Source organism: Rhizobium sp. B21/90, from assembly GCF_019355815.1.
Classification (GTDB): Bacteria; Pseudomonadota; Alphaproteobacteria; order Rhizobiales; family Rhizobiaceae; genus Rhizobium; species Rhizobium rhododendri.
Genome location: NZ_CP072162.1, coordinates 2216679 through 2233840, shown reverse-complemented (window position 1 = coordinate 2233840; position 17162 = coordinate 2216679). Strand labels below are relative to the sequence as shown.

At 60.7% G+C, this 17162-nt stretch carries 18 protein-coding genes; 10 read left to right on the top strand and 8 right to left on the bottom strand.

Annotation, left to right across the window (positions count from 1 at the left end; genetic code table 11):
• Positions 1 to 24: 24 nt before the first annotated feature.
• Both J5278_RS10620 and J5278_RS10615 read right to left on the bottom strand, forming a co-directional pair.
• Complete coding sequence (locus tag J5278_RS10620; RefSeq protein ID WP_209183749.1) at positions 25 to 636, bottom strand: PilZ domain-containing protein; 612 nt, start codon at positions 634 to 636, stop codon at positions 25 to 27.
• Between the two features lie 173 nt (positions 637 to 809).
• The gene (locus J5278_RS10615; RefSeq protein WP_209183750.1) at positions 810 to 1406 is read right to left on the bottom strand and encodes a PAS domain-containing protein; all 597 of its coding nucleotides are present in this window, start codon (positions 1404 to 1406) and stop codon (positions 810 to 812) included.
• A gap of 265 nt (positions 1407 to 1671) precedes the next feature.
• On the opposite strand from J5278_RS10615, the gene J5278_RS10610 reads away from it, so the two are divergent.
• Entirely contained in the window at positions 1672 to 2451 is a 780-nt protein-coding gene (locus J5278_RS10610) for a rhomboid family intramembrane serine protease (RefSeq protein ID WP_209183751.1), read from the top strand.
• Positions 2452 to 2558: 107 nt separating this feature from the next.
• Positions 2559 to 2993: a CBS domain-containing protein gene (locus tag J5278_RS10605; RefSeq protein WP_209183752.1), complete on the top strand. Its 435-nt coding sequence runs from the start codon at positions 2559 to 2561 to the stop codon at positions 2991 to 2993.
• Between the two features lie 71 nt (positions 2994 to 3064).
• Here J5278_RS10605 and J5278_RS10600 read toward each other — a convergent pair whose 3' ends face one another.
• The 3 genes from J5278_RS10600 to folE all read right to left on the bottom strand — a co-directional run bounded on the left by J5278_RS10600 (position 3065) and on the right by folE (position 5227).
• Positions 3065 to 4030 carry a patatin family protein gene (locus tag J5278_RS10600; protein WP_209187465.1) on the bottom strand — a complete coding sequence of 322 codons (966 nt, stop codon included), beginning with the start codon at positions 4028 to 4030 and terminating at the stop codon, positions 3065 to 3067.
• A gap of 116 nt (positions 4031 to 4146) precedes the next feature.
• Positions 4147 to 4593 carry a phosphoribosyl-AMP cyclohydrolase gene (gene hisI, locus J5278_RS10595; protein ID WP_209183754.1) on the bottom strand — a complete coding sequence of 149 codons (447 nt, stop codon included), beginning with the start codon at positions 4591 to 4593 and terminating at the stop codon, positions 4147 to 4149.
• A gap of 19 nt (positions 4594 to 4612) precedes the next feature.
• On the bottom strand, positions 4613 to 5227 hold the full coding sequence (gene folE / locus J5278_RS10590; RefSeq protein ID WP_142822706.1) for a GTP cyclohydrolase I FolE: 615 nt from the start codon (positions 5225 to 5227) through the stop codon (positions 4613 to 4615).
• 272 nt (positions 5228 to 5499) lie between these two features.
• Between folE and J5278_RS10585 the strand changes: the two genes are divergently transcribed.
• The 4 genes from J5278_RS10585 (at position 5500) to J5278_RS10570 (ending at position 9404) form a co-directional block, all read left to right on the top strand.
• A complete protein-coding gene (locus tag J5278_RS10585) occupies positions 5500 to 5946 on the top strand; it encodes an iron-sulfur cluster assembly scaffold protein (protein ID WP_219258270.1) in 447 nt (148 codons plus the stop codon).
• A gap of 2 nt (positions 5947 to 5948) precedes the next feature.
• Entirely contained in the window at positions 5949 to 6305 is a 357-nt protein-coding gene (gene yidD / locus J5278_RS10580) for a membrane protein insertion efficiency factor YidD (RefSeq protein WP_209183756.1), read from the top strand.
• A 164-nt stretch (positions 6306 to 6469) separates the two neighbouring features.
• Entirely contained in the window at positions 6470 to 8458 is a 1989-nt protein-coding gene (gene thrS, locus J5278_RS10575) for a threonine--tRNA ligase (protein ID WP_209183757.1), read from the top strand.
• A 106-nt stretch (positions 8459 to 8564) separates the two neighbouring features.
• The gene (locus J5278_RS10570; protein WP_209183758.1) at positions 8565 to 9404 is read left to right on the top strand and encodes a lysophospholipid acyltransferase family protein; all 840 of its coding nucleotides are present in this window, start codon (positions 8565 to 8567) and stop codon (positions 9402 to 9404) included.
• 25 nt (positions 9405 to 9429) lie between these two features.
• Here J5278_RS10570 and J5278_RS10565 read toward each other — a convergent pair whose 3' ends face one another.
• Positions 9430 to 10503 carry a hypothetical protein gene (locus tag J5278_RS10565; RefSeq protein WP_247749127.1) on the bottom strand — a complete coding sequence of 358 codons (1074 nt, stop codon included), beginning with the start codon at positions 10501 to 10503 and terminating at the stop codon, positions 9430 to 9432.
• A gap of 243 nt (positions 10504 to 10746) precedes the next feature.
• Here J5278_RS10565 and J5278_RS10560 point away from each other — a divergent pair, with 243 nt between their 5' ends.
• The 3 genes from J5278_RS10560 to J5278_RS10550 all read left to right on the top strand — a co-directional run bounded on the left by J5278_RS10560 (position 10747) and on the right by J5278_RS10550 (position 13231).
• Positions 10747 to 11334 carry a nitroreductase gene (locus J5278_RS10560; protein ID WP_142822711.1) on the top strand — a complete coding sequence of 196 codons (588 nt, stop codon included), beginning with the start codon at positions 10747 to 10749 and terminating at the stop codon, positions 11332 to 11334.
• Complete coding sequence (locus J5278_RS10555; RefSeq protein WP_209183759.1) at positions 11334 to 11945, top strand: flavin reductase family protein; 612 nt, start codon at positions 11334 to 11336, stop codon at positions 11943 to 11945. Before J5278_RS10560 ends, J5278_RS10555 begins: the two co-directional genes overlap by 1 nt.
• A 146-nt stretch (positions 11946 to 12091) precedes the next feature.
• Positions 12092 to 13231 (top strand): DUF2336 domain-containing protein, encoded by a 1140-nt coding sequence (locus tag J5278_RS10550; protein ID WP_374108271.1) that lies wholly within the window; start codon positions 12092 to 12094, stop codon positions 13229 to 13231.
• 16 nt (positions 13232 to 13247) lie between these two features.
• Here the strand turns inward: J5278_RS10550 and pcaD are convergent, their stop codons facing one another.
• Complete coding sequence (gene pcaD, locus J5278_RS10545) at positions 13248 to 14048, bottom strand: 3-oxoadipate enol-lactonase (RefSeq protein WP_209183760.1); 801 nt, start codon at positions 14046 to 14048, stop codon at positions 13248 to 13250.
• A 287-nt stretch (positions 14049 to 14335) separates the two neighbouring features.
• On the opposite strand from pcaD, the gene malQ reads away from it, so the two are divergent.
• Positions 14336 to 16135 carry a 4-alpha-glucanotransferase gene (malQ, locus tag J5278_RS10540; protein ID WP_209183761.1) on the top strand — a complete coding sequence of 600 codons (1800 nt, stop codon included), beginning with the start codon at positions 14336 to 14338 and terminating at the stop codon, positions 16133 to 16135.
• A 33-nt stretch (positions 16136 to 16168) separates the two neighbouring features.
• Here the strand turns inward: malQ and J5278_RS10535 are convergent, their stop codons facing one another.
• Positions 16169 to 17074 (bottom strand): LysR family transcriptional regulator, encoded by a 906-nt coding sequence (locus J5278_RS10535; protein WP_142822716.1) that lies wholly within the window; start codon positions 17072 to 17074, stop codon positions 16169 to 16171.
• Between the last annotated feature and the right edge of the window lie 88 nt (positions 17075 to 17162).

Sequence of the window (17162 nt, the reverse complement as noted above, 5' to 3'; positions counted from 1 at the left end):
GCAAAGCGTCGTGGGCTTTCCGGCTCAGAGAAATTCGCGCAGCGTGTCGCGCGATTGCAGCGACAGGAATTCGATTGCAACGCCTTCGCGGAAATGGCGAACGATCCTGCCGCGCATGTTGCCGAGGCGGACGGCCATGCCGAGGGCAGGGCGCGCTTCGACATCGACGGCAGCACCGGAGAGCGACAGATCCATGAGGCGGCAGTTATAGACGGAGCCATCCTCGAGGGTCAGTTCCACCGTCGCACTCTTCGGCGTCAGCCGATCATGGCGGCGATCCTCGGGCAGGCCGAGTTCGTGCTTGTTGGCAAGCCAGGTCAGCTGTGCTGCGAGCTTCTCGCGTTTGCGATCGGTGGCGTTGATCGACATGTTGAAGCCGCGATTGTCGACCGAGATGACAAGACCCTCAATCCGGCCTAGATGGTCGATATAGGCAATAACCCGCTCATTCGCGCGCGGCCTGCCTTCGCATATAACGTAAAGGTCGCCCGGCGACATATCGACGACCATGCACTCGAATTCATCGTAATTTGCCAGCATCAGGCGACCCTGCATGTTGATCGGCACCCTTTGAAAGGTCCGTTGATCCACGCGCGGCGCACTCCGCGTTGTCAGTGCTGGCTGGAATGAGTGCATAAAGCGACTTCTTGATCCTGTGAGGCTCCAAGCATTGGTAGCAGAAATTTGTTAATAGATGATTGGCCGCCGTACGCCAGTTGCATTCGATGCACGTCATGCACTCATTCGCCACGCCCCAAAAGAGCGCAGGTTGTATCGTGGCTACCGGAGCATCTGCGACAGTTCGAAGGTCAGAGGTTGAGCGCCCGGCGAACGGCGAGGGATAGCCCCAACCCCTTGCTGGCCAAAGCCGATGCTTGAGATTGCGGCGCAGGCGTTTCGGGTTCGCGCAAGCCCGTCTGGCCATCGATCTTACGGCCACGATCGAGACGAAGACCGGCGAGGGGCTGCATTCCAAGCCAGGCGCTTTTGCTCGTCGCCACCAGGCAACCCAGCACCCGATCGCAGCGATCCGGCGAGGAGCGCATCGGCAGCAGGATGACCTCGAATGTCATCGAGCGGCCATAGCCGCCATTGCCCGTTGCATTGAGCAAGGCCGGCGAAACCCCGTCCATGACCCCCTTGGCAAAAGTGACGGCCTCGTCACCTTGGCTGCTCCAAAGCGACGAAAATGGCATGTCGCGAAGTTCCCGGGCGAAAAGACTGCAAATCATCGTCCCCGCCAGGCGAAAGCGGGGACCGCCGGCATCAGCGGCTTCCAGGATGAAGACCTGCGGCAGCATGTGACGGATGGCACCCGGATCGATCTCGGACCGCAACGGAGCGTCGGCGATCCCTCGGGTGCTGTTCCAATAGGTAAACAGTTCAAAGCTCGTATCCAGGCGCATGGTCGGTCCGTGTGTCAATTCGGTGCAGGATGGCGAATATTTCCGCCCTCTGGACCATCCCATGCTTATTCCGTGCCACGGCAACCGGGTTAGGGTTAACGAAGCCTTTCAATTGACCGCCGGTGCTTTCCTGTGAGATCGAGGATCATGACAGTCCGAAGGCTGACAGCACCAACTTCCAGCCGCCCGGCTCAATTGGGCGGCTTCTTTTTTGGCAACCGCTCCTGTATGCCTTGCGCTTTCCTTTCACGACGAAGAGCATGACATGCAAGACGATGTGCCCAATCTTCCCCCGACAGTGGAGAACCGCCCAGACGCGCCTCCGCCACGCACACCGATCTTCAATCTTCCCCCCGTCCTCGTCGCGAGCCTAGGCCTGCTGCTGGCGATCTTTCTGATCCAGAGCGTATTTTTTTCGACGGACACGCTCGACTGGTTCTTCTTTACTTTCGGCTTCGTACCGGGCCGCTACACAACGCCTTTGTCGCAGCAGGGTCTGGAGTGGCTCTGGACGCCGGTAACCTATTCGCTGCTGCATGCAAGCATCGAGCACATCCTGTTTAACGGCTTGTGGCTGATGGCCTTCGGTGCGCCGGTGGCTCGCCGCATCGGCCCGGTGCGCTACATCGCATTCTGGATACTTTCGGCAATCGCAGCTGCAGCACTCAATGCCGCCATCCATTGGGGCCAGATGACGTTGATGATCGGCGCATCGGGCGTCGTCTCGGCGCTGATGGGGGCTGCCTGCCGCTTTGCATTTCCGCCCGAGAAACGCGGGCCTCGCCCGATGGAATCGCACCTCAATCCAAGACTGTCGATCATTGGCGCATTGCGAAGCCGGACAGTCCTGATGTTCATCCTGTTCTGGTTCTTCACCAATATACTCATCGCCTTCGGCATGCCGCTGATTGGCGATGGATCGCAGGACGTGGCATGGGACGCTCATGTCGGCGGCTTTATCTTCGGTTTCCTGCTCTTTTCGCTGTTCGACCGCCCGATAGAATTGCCGACGCCGCCTGAAGACGTCGCCGCCATCGATGGCTGAAGGTTGCATTCCCGGCAACCTGAGTGCAACATCGAATTCCGGCCGCGCGGAGGGAGGAGACCACGGGCGACCGGAATCCTATTGCGATTTCGAAAGGGGAGGATCGAATGCCAATTTCCGTAAAATCCATTTTGGACGCCAAGGGTCGCGCCGTGGTGACCGTCGGTCCGGACACGACGCTGCTTGAGGCCGCTGCGATCCTGGCGGAACACCGTATCGGTGCGCTGGTGATCGGATCGCTCGGAGGCACTATCTCCGGCATATTCACGGAGCGGGACGTTGTAAAAGCTGTTGCCAAATATGGCCGCTCCAGCCTCGACCAACCGGTCGTGGAAGTGATGAGCTATAACATCGTCCGCTGCAGCGAAGATTCGACGGTCGACCAAGTCATGGAGATGATGACGCAAAGACGGTTTCGCCATGTACCGGTGGAAGACGACGGCAAGCTCAGCGGCATCATTTCGATCGGCGACGTCGTCAAGGCTCATATCCGCGAGATTGAACTCGAGGCCGAACAGATCAAGGCCTATATCGCTGGATGAAATGTCCTGGGGAAGGGGCTGATCACAGCGCCTCCCCAGCTACGACTGCGGGATGTGCGCCACCCACCGCGTCAGCGGGCATAGGCCTCCTGCATGCGGCGAATTTCCGGAAGTCGAGCCGAAGCCTCCTCATAGCCGCGATCGATGGCCGCACCGGCGCGATGAAACTCGGATAGGCCGATATCGCTCAGTCGCGGATGCAGCGCCAGGTCCGGTGGGTCGCCGGCAAGACGCGCGCGCGAAATCCTGTCCTGTATGATGTTGAAGGCCTGCACCATGACGCCGGTCATACCGAGCCTGGTATACGGCGCTTCGGACTGGCGATGGATGTCGGTCGCAGGCTGCAGAGCGTTGTGCTTGACCACGGCCGAACGGCCGTAGAGATCGTAATTGAGGTTGACCGCGACGACCAGCGGCTGTTCGTAGGACCGGCAGACCGAGACCGGCACCGGATTGACGAGCGCGCCATCAACCAGCGTCCGGTTGTTGCTGCGCACCGGCTCGAAAATTCCGGGAAGGGCGTAGGACGCACGCAATGCTGTGATCAATGATCCGTTGGTGATCCACACCTCATGGCCGGTGTTGAGTTCGGCCGCCACGGCAACGAATGGCCTGGGCAGGTCCTCGATGCTCAGCCCCTGCAGGTGCTCCTGCATCCGCTTGGTCAGTCGCATGCCGCCGAAGAGCCCGCTTCCGCCAATGGTCAGGTCAAGCAGGCTGGCAATGCGGCGCATGGTAAGCGAGCGGGCGAATGTTTCGAGTTCATCGAGCTTGCCGGCCAGATAGCAACCGCCGACGAGTGCGCCGATCGATGTGCCGGCAATCATACCGATCTCGATGCCGGCCTCGTCGAGCGCTCTCAGCACGCCGATATGCGCCCAGCCTCGCGCTGCGCCGCCGCCCAGCGCCAAAGCGATTTTCGCTTTGCTGGGAAGGACGGGAATGAGGGCCGTTGCGGAGAGATCGTTGCCTTTGGCCGGGGAGGTAACCGCCGAACTCTGTCCGGCTCCCTGACGATTGAAACGCCAGTTCAGCATCTTGTCTTCCTTCGAGACGTATCGCGCCTCTTGTTATATCGCGTCCCTTTTTGTTTGCCTGAACATCATACGTCTACAGGGCTTAACAGTGTAATGCCCTGCCGGATCAATTTGTTTTAATGGCCATATACATCGCGTGGGTCGAAGTGGCGGTGAGTGTCGACGATGCGCACCACCGGCTTACCGTCCTGCAATTCGACGACCCGGTAGAAGCACGAGCGCCGACCGGTATGGCAGGTGGCAGCATGACCCCCAACCTCGACCTTCAGCAGGATTGCATCCTGATCGCAATCGGTACGGATTTCCATAACCGTTTGCAAATTGCCGGACGTTTCGCCCTTCTTCCAGATCTTGGCGCGCGAACGGCTGTAATAATGCGCAATGCCGGTGCTGAGCGTGAGGGACAGAGCCTCGGCGTTCATGTGCGCTACCATGAGCAGGACACCATCACTGGCGTCGGTGACGACAGCGGTGATCAGACCGCCATCGTCGAAACGCGGCGTGAACTCGCCGTCATCCTCAAGTTCCGCCTTGTCGCGGGAAGGCTCCCTGAATCCTATCATCGCAAACCGTCACCTGAAATTAGCGTCCGCGCACCAGCGTCATGAAACGCGCCTGCTCGGCCGGATCGACCTTGTAAGAGCCGGTGAACCGTGTCGTCAGCGTTGTCGATCCCTGCTTCTGCACGCCGCGCATGGCCATGCACATATGCTCGGCCTCGATCATGATTGCAACGCCACGAGGACGCAGCGTCTCGTCGATTGCGGTGGCGATCTGTGCCGTCATAGTTTCCTGGGTCTGCAGGCGGCGCCCGAAGATATCGACCACGCGGGCGATCTTGGACAGGCCAAGAACGCGGCCGTTCGGCAGGTAGGCCACATGAGCTTTTCCAATGATCGGCACCATGTGGTGCTCGCAATGGGAAAAGAACGGAATGTCGCGCACCAGAACCATGTCGTCGTAGCCAGCCACTTCCTCGAAGGTCCGGCCAAGCACATCTTCCGGATCCAGGTCGTAACCGGCGAACAGTTCGCGGTACGACTTGGCGACGCGTGCGGGCGTGTCGATCAATCCCTCCCGGGTCGGGTCGTCACCGGCCCAGCGGAGAAGGACACGCACGGCATCCTCGGCTTCCTTTTGAGTCGGACGATCCGGGTGGGTGTCGGTCAGCGCCAAATTCTTCAACACAGCGTCCATTTCAGGCTCTCCTGATCCGCGATAGGGATCGTTTCAGTCTCGTCAGCGACATTGCCAGCCGGACACGGCTTTCGGCAAAATCAGTCCATACGTCCAGATTCTCGCGGCCGTCGTACACTGTTTCGGGTGAAACTCGCAGAAGAGCGTTGTAAAATCATGTCCTACGAACGAGATACATATAGTACGGCACCCTCGATGTGAAAGTGTTCGATCGGACACGGTGTGTTTTTCGTTTAGAATACAGTGACCGCCATATCGGAGCCCGGAGCGCAATGGACGACATCTACAACACCAAAATCCTTGAGTTTGCCGGCAACATAACGCGCATCGGCGTGATTGAGGATGCGGATGCCAGCGTCAAGGCGCACTCGCGTCTATGTGGCTCCCGCGTCACCATATGGCTGAAACTCGATGGAAATGTGGTCAGCGACTTCACCCACGACGTCAAGGCATGCGCGCTCGGCCAGGCTTCATCGTCAATCATGGCACGCCATGTGGTCGGGGCGACCGTGTCTGAACTGCGCCAAGCTCGAAGCGACATGCTGGCGATGCTGAAGGCAGACGGCGAGGGGCCTGTCGGCCGATTCGAGGAGATGCGATACCTCCGCCCGGTCAAGGACTATAAGGCGCGGCACGCATCGACGATGCTGACATTCGACGCCGTCATCGATGCCATCGAGCAGATCGAGGCCAGACGCGGCGCAGCCGTGGAGGCCTGACCATGTGCGACGCGCACGGCCATGACGATAAACCCCGCCAATCCAGAAACTATGCCGGTCCCTTCCGCAAGACCCCGGACCGGCTGCTCGGGATAGGCCTGATCCGACTCTACCAGCTGACACTTTCCGGCTTCATCGGCAATTCCTGTCGCCACCTGCCGACCTGTTCGGAATACGGCTATGAGGCAATCGCACGACATGGCCTCTGGCCCGGTGGCTGGATGACGTTGTTTCGCGTCGGCAGTTGCGGGCCTGGCGGCAGCAGCGGCTTCGACCCCGTTCCGGAGGTTCTCGAGCGCAGATACCGGTGGTGGACGCCGTGGCGATATCTGGCCCTGCGCCGCTCGCCGGGCGCCTGATAAACAACATCATACACGGCCGGGTAGAACATGAACGGCGTGCCTGATCTTTACTCAAAGCCTGAAAACATCTATCAGGCGCTGCGAGATCGGCGGCCTATTGCCCATCTCGTTTATGACGCACCACCCGCATTGGTTGGCGGGACTGGATAAGGAAGCTTATGATGACGGATGCTATTTCCCTGACATTTCCCGATGGTTCGGTGCGCGGCTTTGCAGCCGGCGCAACAGGCCGGGATGTCGCCGAATCGATATCGAAGTCGCTGGCCAAGAAGGCCGTGGCAATTACCATAGACGGCACTGTACAGGACCTCTCCGAACCGGTGACCTCAGGGGCGATCGAGATCGTCACCCGTACCGACCCACGCGCGCTGGAACTCATTCGCCACGACGCGGCCCATGTCATGGCAGAAGCCGTGCAGGAACTGTGGCCCGGTACGCAGGTGACCATCGGTCCGGTGATCGAGAACGGTTTCTATTACGACTTTGCCAAGAACGAGCCGTTTACGCCGGACGACCTGCCCGTCATCGAAAAGAAGATGAAGGAAATCATCCTGCGCAACAAGCCGTTCACAAGAGAGATCTGGTCGCGCGAAAAGGCCAAGCAGGTATTTGCCGACAAGGGCGAGACCTACAAGGTCCAGCTGGTTGATGCGATCCCTGCTGGCCAGGATCTGAAGATTTACTACCAGGGCGACTGGTTCGACCTCTGCCGTGGCCCGCATATGGCCTCGACCGGCCAGATCGGCACTGCCTTCAAGCTGATGAAGGTGGCCGGTGCGTACTGGCGTGGCGACAGCAACAATCCGATGCTGACCCGCATCTACGGCACGGCGTTCGCCGAACAGTCGGAACTCGACAACTACCTGAACATTCTGGCTGAAGCCGAGAAGCGCGATCATCGTCGCCTCGGCCGCGAGATGGACCTGTTCCATTTCCAGGAAGAGGGACCCGGCGTGGTCTTCTGGCATGGCAAGGGATGGCGGCTGTTCCAGTCGCTGGTATCCTACATGCGCCGGCGCCTTGCGCGCGACTACCAGGAAGTCAACGCGCCGCAGGTGCTCGACAAGTCGCTCTGGGAAACCTCGGGACACTGGGGCTGGTACCGCGACAACATGTTCAAGGTGACGGTTGCCGGCGATGAGACCGACGACGAACGCGTCTTCGCGCTGAAGCCCATGAACTGCCCCGGCCATATCCAGATCTTCAAGCATGGCTTGAAGTCGTACCGCGAACTGCCTGTGCGACTTGCAGAATTTGGCAACGTTCATCGCTACGAGCCCTCCGGCGCCTTGCACGGACTGATGCGCGTGCGCGGGTTTACGCAGGACGATGCCCACATCTTCTGCACCGACGAGCAGATGGCCGCCGAATGCCTAAAGATCAACGATCTCATCCTCTCGGTCTATGAGGATTTCGGCTTCCAGGAAATCGTCGTCAAGTTGTCGACACGGCCGGAAAAGCGGGTCGGGTCGGATGCCCTGTGGGATCGCGCCGAAGCCGTCATGATGGAAGTGCTCCAGACCATCGAGGCGCAATCGGGCGGGCGTATCAAGACCGGCATCCTGCCGGGCGAGGGCGCTTTCTACGGTCCGAAGTTCGAATACACGCTGCGTGACGCCATCGGCCGCGAATGGCAGTGCGGGACGACGCAGGTCGACTTCAACCTGCCGGAACGCTTTGGCGCCTTCTACATCGACCAGAACTCGGAAAAGACCCAGCCGGTTATGATCCATCGCGCTATCTGCGGCTCGATGGAGCGCTTCCTCGGTATCCTGATCGAGAACTTCGCCGGTCACATGCCGCTGTGGATTTCACCGCAGCAGATCGTCGTCGCAACCATCACATCCGAGGCTGACGACTACGGTATGGAAGTAGCCGAGATGCTGCGCGAAGCAGGCCTGCAGGTCGAGACCGACTTCCGCAACGAGAAGATCAACTACAAGATCCGCGAGCACAGCGTCACCAAGGTGCCCGTGATCATCGTTTGCGGCAAGAAGGAAGCCGAGGAGCGCTCGGTCAATATCCGCCGCCTCGGTTCGCAGGCGCAGACCTCGATGTCGCTCGATGCGGCTATCGAAAGCCTGACGCTGGAAGCCACGCCTCCGGACGTTCGCCGCAAGGCAGCGGAGAAGGCGGCGCGGGCAGCCTGAGCGATCACTCTCTGACAGAGCCGTGCTGGCTCTGTCAGAGAACTGACATCGAAGTGTAATATACCGACGCCAGTGTGATCAGGGGCGGGGCCTACCCGGAACAATCGTGAAGCTCAAAGTGCTTTCCTACGCCAATGACCGTGATCCTCGCCTGAAGCGCTGGTTCATCCGCTCCATCGAGGGCCTGTCGGGCCGAGATCGTTACGCGCGGCTTTACGACATCTGGCGCAGCGACATCGTTGCCTCCGGCGACCGTGTGTTTGGCAAGATGCTGGACCTTATCGACATCCGGATGGACGTGCGCGGCGCCTGGCCGCCGGTCAATCTGCCCGACACGCCGCTCGTCATCGTCGCCAACCATCCGTTCGGCATCGGCGACGGGATAGCGGTGCTGGCGCTGGCCGAACAACTCGGTCGTCCCTTCCGGGTGCTGATCAACGACGAACTGCTCAAGGTTCCGGAGATGAGCGCCTATTCGTTGCCGATCTCGTTCGAGGAAACCCGCGAAGCGATGGCGATGAACATGCAGACCCGCCACGAGGCCGTTCGTCTCCTGAAGGAAGGCGTGACCATCATCGTCTTTCCAGCCGGCGGCGTGGCCACGGCGAAGCGGGGATTTGGTCTGGCGGAAGATCTGCCCTGGAAGATCTTCCCGGCAAAGCTGGTGCAGGCAGCGCGGGCGTCCGTCATTCCGATCTATTTCGAAGGCCAGAACGGCCGGCTGTTCCACCTTGCGAGCAAGCTTTCCCTGACGCTTCGTATCTCGATGCTGATCCGCGAATTCCGACGCCTCTCCGGCAGCACGATCACCTCCCATATCGGTGACCTCATCACCTTTGAAAAACTCAGCGAGGGTGCCGATCGCAAGGATCTGCTGTCACGACTTTACAGCGCCGTGTTCTCGATGGCGCCGCCGAAGCGCCCGGTTCTCAGCCGCGCCAGCTGAGTCTGACGAAGCCGACCTGAGCCCGCTAATCCATGCTGGTACCGTCGTCGCCTGGAGGCAGCGGCGGCTGGACGGCGGAGGGTCCGCCGGCCTCGGGAGGTGCGGTCGGCGCCTGTGCGGCCGGTGCCTGCGGCGAAGGTGCCTGCTGCAGCTGGTCGTCAGGTCCGTTTTCCGGATCCTGCAGATCCTGTGGCTGCTGCTCTTTCATCAGCACCTCGACGTCGGTGTTCTTGCCGGCCGCAACACTGAAATCCCGCTGATAGATCTTGTCCTTGTTGCGGGCGACGGCAGTGTAGCGCCCCTCCGCCAGTATCATCGTCGGGAAGGCGCTGACGCTCTCGCCGACGATATCGCCGGCAGCCGTCAGCACAGACCAGGCCGTATCGGCAATGGCCTCGCCGCCGGCATCCGAAACCAGCTTGAAAGTGAGTTTTGCGGCACGATGCTGGATCGTCGCCTCGGTCACCTTGCCGGCCTCGACCTGGATATCGGCGCGGATGATGGCATTGACCTGCCCGTATTCCGAGACAATGTGGTAGGTCCCGGCGCTGAGTCCCACCAGCGTGTTCGGCTTGACGTCGGACATGACGAGACCGCGTGTCCCGTCCTCCTTCACCTCGTTGGAATAGACGGAAAAACTGAGCTCGGCCGGTGGAATCCTGACATCGGAGCCGGACACCGCGTTGAGCAGGATGCCGCCGGCATCGAGCACCATGACCTGCTTCTGCGTCTCGCCGCTTTCCGGCACCGTGAGCTTCTTGGTAACGCCGGCGCGACCGAATGAAACGTTGACGAAATAATCCCCCGGGCCGAGCTGAAAGGCCGCCGAACCGCCTTTGGAGCTGGCCACCAGCGGCAGTTTTCCGTCACCGCCAGCGACAGGACTGAACACGTACCAGGACAGACCCTGTTGCAAAGGCGGCCCATCCGCCGTCAGCTTGGCGTCGAGTGCGACATCGCGGATGGCGGCTGCCTTCTTGTCCGTCCCCGGGGAGATGAAAGCGTTTAGCTTCGGCATTTTCGCCGTACTGTCGAGCTGCTTGAATTCCTTGAAGGCATCGTCTGCCCGGACGGAGAGGCCGGTAGCGAGCAAAAGCATCGCCGTCAGGCCTATACGACCGGTATGAACAAAAGCCGACATGAATTCCCACCGATCGATGACGCGTATCAATCCGCAACAGAAGACCAACGCGGTGGCAAATTCAAGACCTTGACCATCATACCCCCGGGTTTCGCATGGTTTTGTCCCTGCAGCGGCAATTGACATCGGCGCAGCCGGCAGCGACAAACCGGCATCGCCATTCATGACCCTTGCGACCTTGTCGCCACGATGGAATTTCTGATGAAAAACGACATCACGCTGATCGATTACCTCGCTGTCCGCCGGTCAACGCCTGCCTTCCAGATGTGCGAACCCGGGCCGGGCAGGGGCGAACTCGAGGACATGTTGCGACTGGCCTCGCGCGTGCCGGATCACGGCAAGCTCGCACCCTGGCGCTTTATCGTCTACCAGGGTAACGAGCGAGCCAAGATCGGCGAGGCGCTGCTGCAGTTGGCGCTGGAGGCAAAGCCTGACCTTTCCGACGAAATGAGGAAGGTCGAACTCGCCCGGTTCACCCGCGCGCCTGTCGTCATCGCTGTCGTCAGCACCGCCGGACCTCATGTCAAGGTGCCCGAATGGGAGCAGGTCCTGTCGGCTGGCGCGCTCTGCCTCAATCTGTCGATGGCGGCCAACGCCCATGGCTATGTCGCGAACTGGCTGAGCGAGTGGTTTGCCTATGACGAGCGCGCCTATCCTTTGCTCGGCATCAGGCCCGGCGAGAAGGTTGCAGGTTTCATCCATGTCGGATCGACCACCTTCCCGATCACCGAGCGGCCGCGCCCTGAACTCAGCGACACCGTGACCTGGGTCGGCGGAGGCGACGGCTGATGTTCTACAGCACGGACACCAACCGGCACGGCCTGTCCCATGATCCGTTCAAAGCCATCGTCACGCCAAGGCCCATTGGCTGGATCGGCAGCAAGGGCAGGGATGGCTCGATCAACCTGTCCCCCTACTCCTTCTTCAACGCTGTCTGCGACACCCCGAAGATCATCATGTTCTCCTCGCAGGGCCGCAAGGACAGCGCCCGGAACGCGGAAGAAACCGGCGTGTTCACCGCCAATTTCGTCAGCCGCAACCTGATCGAACAGATGAATGCCTCCTCGGTGAGCGTACCCTATGGGGTCGACGAGTTTGATGTCGCGGGCTTGACGGCGGCACCCGCTGAACTGATCGATGCGCCCTACGTCTCCGAGGCCTTCGCCGTGCTCGAATGCAGGGTGACGGAAATCCGTAATCCCATGACCTTGTCCGGGACGCCGGCCAACAATTTCATGGTGTTCGGCGAAGTCGTCGGCATTCGCATCGACGAGGTGATCATCCGCGACGGGCGCCTCGACATGGAACTGGCACGGCCCATGGGCCGCATGGGCTATATGGACTACAGCGAGGCCAGCACGGTGTTCGAACTGCTGCGTCCACCCACGCCAAAGTCGTAATTCGATGTCGATTTACCCGTCGTCGGCCAATTCGACAATCTTACCGGACGCTTAACGCCTATGGTGAACCAATCATAAACTTTTTGCCGCTAGTCTCGGAATCACAGTAGCGGACGGCAGCCGTCCCCAACATCGAGGCCGGAAAAGTGATCGTAGAGGCATTTCTTCGCTGGACGGAAACGGCCAAGGCCGGCGACAGGGCAAGGGCTGCCAATGCGCTTGGTCGGGCCTATCTCGGCACGACGATGCCGGCTGCCGAACGCGATGCGGCCGAGATGGCGATGACTTTCCTGCTAGACGATCCATCGCCGCGCGTCCGCCTGTCTCTCGCGGAAGCACTGGCCCATGCAGCAGATGCGCCGCGCAACGTCATCCTGTCGCTAGCCACCGACCAGCCAGAAATTGCTGCCCAGGTCATCCTCTGCTCGCCGCTGTTTAACGACGCCGATCTCGTCGACCTCGCCTCGCGCGGCGACAGCGTGACGCGGGTGCTGATTGCCTCGCGCGGGGCACTCGGTGCGTCGGTCGTTGCGGCCATTGCCGAGATAGGCGACGAAGAGGAAGTTCTTTGCCTTCTGGAGAATGACGGTGCCTGCTGGTCGCGCGCTTCGCTGAAGCGTGTCACGGATCGGCTGGGCCATTCCGCCGATATCCGCCGGCTGCTTCTCGAGAGGCATGACTTGCCCTGCGATGCCCGCCATCTGCTGATGCAGCAGGTCAGCGACGCGCTGGCGGAATTTTCGCTCGTACAGGCAACCCTCAGCCCGCGCCGCCTGCAGCATGTGACCCGAGAGGCAGGCGAGGCGGCCACCGTGGCAATCGCGGGTGCCGTCAACCATGATGAAATCTCCGGAATGGTCGAGCACCTGCGGCTGTCCGGGCGCCTCACGCCGGCTTTCCTGATGCACACGCTGTGCAGCGGCAAGGTCGATTTCTTTGCCGGCGCCGTCGCCAATCTCTCAGGCTGCAGCGAGCCTCGTGTGCGGTCCATTCTCGGCACCGGACGCATGCATGCCGTGCGTGCCCTCTTTGAAGCCGCCGGATTGTCGCGCGATATCAGCACGCTGTTCGTCGAGGCGACGATGCTTTGGCGTCAGGCGTCGCGGTCCACCATGGAGACCATGCTGGATACGGTATCTCAACGCCTGTTGCGACGCCTTGGCCGGCGCCACGGCACTGCTGGTGGCGTCACCGACCTGCTGGTGATGGTCGAAAAGCTGCACATCCAGGAGCAGCGTCAGTCGGCCCGCAATTTCGTCTCCCAGGCCATGCCCTACGCGGCCTGAGAAACCGAAAGATCGCCTACTTACCCGTCTCGACTTCCGCGATAAAGGCCTTGATGATTTCGGTGAGCAACGCCGGCTGTTCAACGCAGGCTATGTGTCCTGCATCGCGGATCAGTTCATAGCGCGCATCGGGAATGCGCTTGGCCATTGCCAATACGACGTCAGGCGGTGTCGAGCCGTCCTTACCGCCGGCGACACAGATCGTCGGTACGGCAATGGACGTCGCCGCCGTCTCATAGTCTGCGTCTCTCAACGCCTCGCAGGTCGCCACGTATCCCTCCGCCGGCTGACGGACCAGCATATTCCGATAGCCGGCATAGGCTGTATTCTCTGGGCGTCGGAATTCTTCCGTGAACCATCGCTCCATGATGCCGTCGGCAAGCGCCTCTATGCCGCCGGCCTTAACTGCGGCGATGCGGTCATTCCAGAGGTCGGGTGTCCCTATCCTTGGCGCCGTGCCGCAGAGGATGAGGCCTCGCACCAGTTCGGGACGGCGCTGGTAAAGCGACTGGGCAATGAGCCCACCGACAGAAAGGCCGCAGATATACGCATTGCTGACGGAAAGCATGTCGAGAAGACCGGCGAGGTCGCCGGCATGGTCCTCGATCGCATATGGGGTCTGGCCGACATCCGACAGGCCGTGACCGCGCTTGTCATAGAGCACGATGGCAAAATCGCCCGCAAGCCGGACGATCACGTCGCGCCATATGCGGAAATCTGTGCCGAGAGCATTGGCAAAGACGATGGTCGGCTTGTCGGCCGGCGCGCCGATGATTTGATAATGGATCATCAAATCGTTGATGCGGGCAAACTGCATGCTTTGGTCCTCACGATCGGTTTAGGCTTCCATAGCCAGCGGCATGCCGGCAACACGCTCTATTGCCATGAGGATGGCTGCACAGCAAAGAAAATCAGTTCGTTGCAGCGAGCGGCGTAGGTCAGTTCGGTCCGTCGCCACTCCGGGCCACGGAGACTTCAGGGAGAGCATTCCGACGCTCATCTACCCAATGGCTGGCGATTGGTTCGGAACAATAGCAAACCGATTTTGTTGTCCTAGCAACGCCGCAAGGGCCTCCGTCCCGGCGCTCGAGGAATTGACAGCCAATGCAGAAACATCATCAGAGCCTGAGAAGCCTTGCCCGCACCCACGGCATAGACCTCCGCCGGCCGTCCTCGGACGGCAGCACAACGGCAGTATCCGACGCTACACTGCGGATGATGCTGACGGCGCTCAAGGTCACGTTCGATGATGAAACAGCACCCACAGGCCCCGCCAACTGCTTCCTGCCTCCGGAGCTCATAGATCGTCCGTGCTGGGGTCTCAGCCTGCAGCTCTACGAGCTTCGTTCAGCCCGCAACTGGGGCATCGGCGACTTCCTCGATCTCGAGGCTTGTTGCGATCTGGCAGGCCCGCTGGGTGCCGACTTCATTGGCCTTAACCCGCTGCACGCGCCATTCACGGCCGATCCCGAGCGCTGCAGCCCCTATGAGCCTTCCAACAGGCATTTTCTCAACCCTTTCTATATTTCAGTCGATGCGGTGGAAGGCTTCGCGATGACGCCCGCGCTGGATGAGCGCATCCGGCGACTTCGTGCCACGGAGCTTGTAGACTACAGGCAAGTGGCGGAACTGAAGCTCGAGGTGCTCCGGGACCTTTGGACGAGCGGGAAGGGCGGTCGCGGCAGCCCTGATTTTGCCGCCTATGTCTCGGAAGGCGGCGAAGGCCTGCAGCGACACGCTCTGTTTGAAGCCCTCTCCACGGAGATGGGCAGGGGCGGTGTCGGGACCGGTTGGCACGCATGGCCGGATGCTTATCGCACTCCATTTTCAGAGGAGGTCGGCCGCTTTGCGGAGGAGCACTCCGAAAACATCATGTTCCACAAATGGCTGCAGTGGCTGGCGCATCAGCAACTCGGCCAAGCCGGCACCCGTGCCAGGGAACGTGGCATGCGCATCGGGCTATACCTCGACCTTGCCGTCGGCGAGGCGCTTGATGGCTCCGCAACCTGGAGCGATCCGGATTTCTACGTCTCCGGCGCCAGCATCGGTAACCCGCCCGAACCCTATGCCATCGACGGCCAGGACTGGCGGCTGGCCGCCCTTTTGCCGGACGCCATCGCATCCGGCAAAGCCTCGCCGTTCCACAAGATGCTGGCGGCTGCCATGCGCTACGCCGGCGCGATCCGCATCGACCACGCGGCCGCTCTTTCGCGCCTCTTCCTCGTACCCACCAGCGGCACTCCGGCAGACGGGGCCTATGTATCCTATCCGCAGGAAGACCTGCTGCAGGTCCTCTCCAGTGCATCGCAGCAATACCGCTCTATCGTCATAGGCGAGGATCTCGGCAATATTCCCGGTGGTCTCCGCGAAGACCTTGCCGACGCGCAGATACTCTCCTACCGCATTCTGTCTTACGAGCGAAACGGGCAGGGGTTCATCGCTCCGGAAGCCTACCCGGCCCTCGCGCTTGCCTGCGTCTCCACCCACGATCACCAGACATTTACGGGCTGGTGGCGCGGCGACGACATTGCGCTACGCTCCGAGCATCGGCTGGTGCCCGCCGAGCTTGCCGAAGTCCACGAGATCGCAAGGCAGGAGGAGCGTGATGACCTGCTTCGTGCCTTTGCAGATGCCGAGGTTCGCGAGCCAGCGATAACAACGGGCGAAGACGAAAGTGTTGCCCTTGCCGTAGCCTCCTATCGCTATATCGCGCAGACGCCATCCGCGATGGTAGCGGTCAGGCTTGCAGACCTCACCAACGAACCGAACCCGACCAACATTCCGGGCACCAGCACCAGCTATCCGAACTGGAAGCCCAAGCTGTCGGTCCCGCTGGAATCGCTCGCTGAGGCACCGCTGTTTCGTGAAATCGTCAGCGCCATCAGTCAGATCCGACCGCGATAGTGCAAAGGCAGCAGGCTAAGGTAACTTGCCGGCTCAGCCCCCACCACCAAGTGTCACGGACATGAAAGCTCGGAATGTCGCTGCAGCCGTGGCCATAGGTCGGGCGCGCGCCCAGGCCAGGCCGACATCCATGCTGGGGACGGGTTCGATCAGTCTGCGAACTTCGATGCGCTGCCCCTCGAGAGACCACGGCCGATAAACCATGTCCGACAGGATAGTGACGCCGACACCGGCTGCGACGAGCGAGCGGACGGCCTCGACGGAGCTGGTCGTCAACACGGCATTCGGCTTTTTACCGGCAGCATCCCAGTAGCGTGTGGCGGTCGTGCTCGCCTCGTCGACGGTCAGCATCACATAGTCCTCCTGCGCGACGTCGGCGAGGCTGATTTCGGTCCTTGACAGCAGGTGGTGATCGGCGGAGAGCCAAAGCCGGCGTGATGATCGCAGCAGCAGTTCCTGTTCGAGTTCGTCCGAATTCGCCAGGTTGGAGACCAGCATGATCGCGATATCCAGGTCGCCGCTGGCCAGCTGTCGCTCGACTTCGGCGCGGGGCAATTCCCTGATCTCCACCGAGATATGCGGGTAGGTCTTTCGGAAGCGCGCGTAGTATTTCGACATGAAATAGCCGGTCACCGTGTAAGTCATGCCCATGGTGAGTTTTCCCGACAGTTCCGCACGCTCGCGCAGAGGGCTGTGAACCGCAGCGGCGACCGCTCCGGTGATGATCCGTGCGTGATCGAGGAACCGGGCGCCCTCCATCGTCAGCCGCACACCTCCATGCGTCCTCTCCAGAAGCTTGACCCCGAGCTCCTCTTCCAGCGATTTTATCGCTGCCGTTACCGCCGATTGGGAGATGTTGAGGTTGACGGCCGCGTGGCTGACTTGTCCACTTTCTGCAGACGCAATAAAATAATCTAGTTGTTTCAGTGTGATGCTCATGTCTGTTCCACCAATTTCTTATTATCGTTTTTTTCGATATTACATTACGAAAATTACTATTTCACAAGAGGCAAAAGCTCGGACAAGA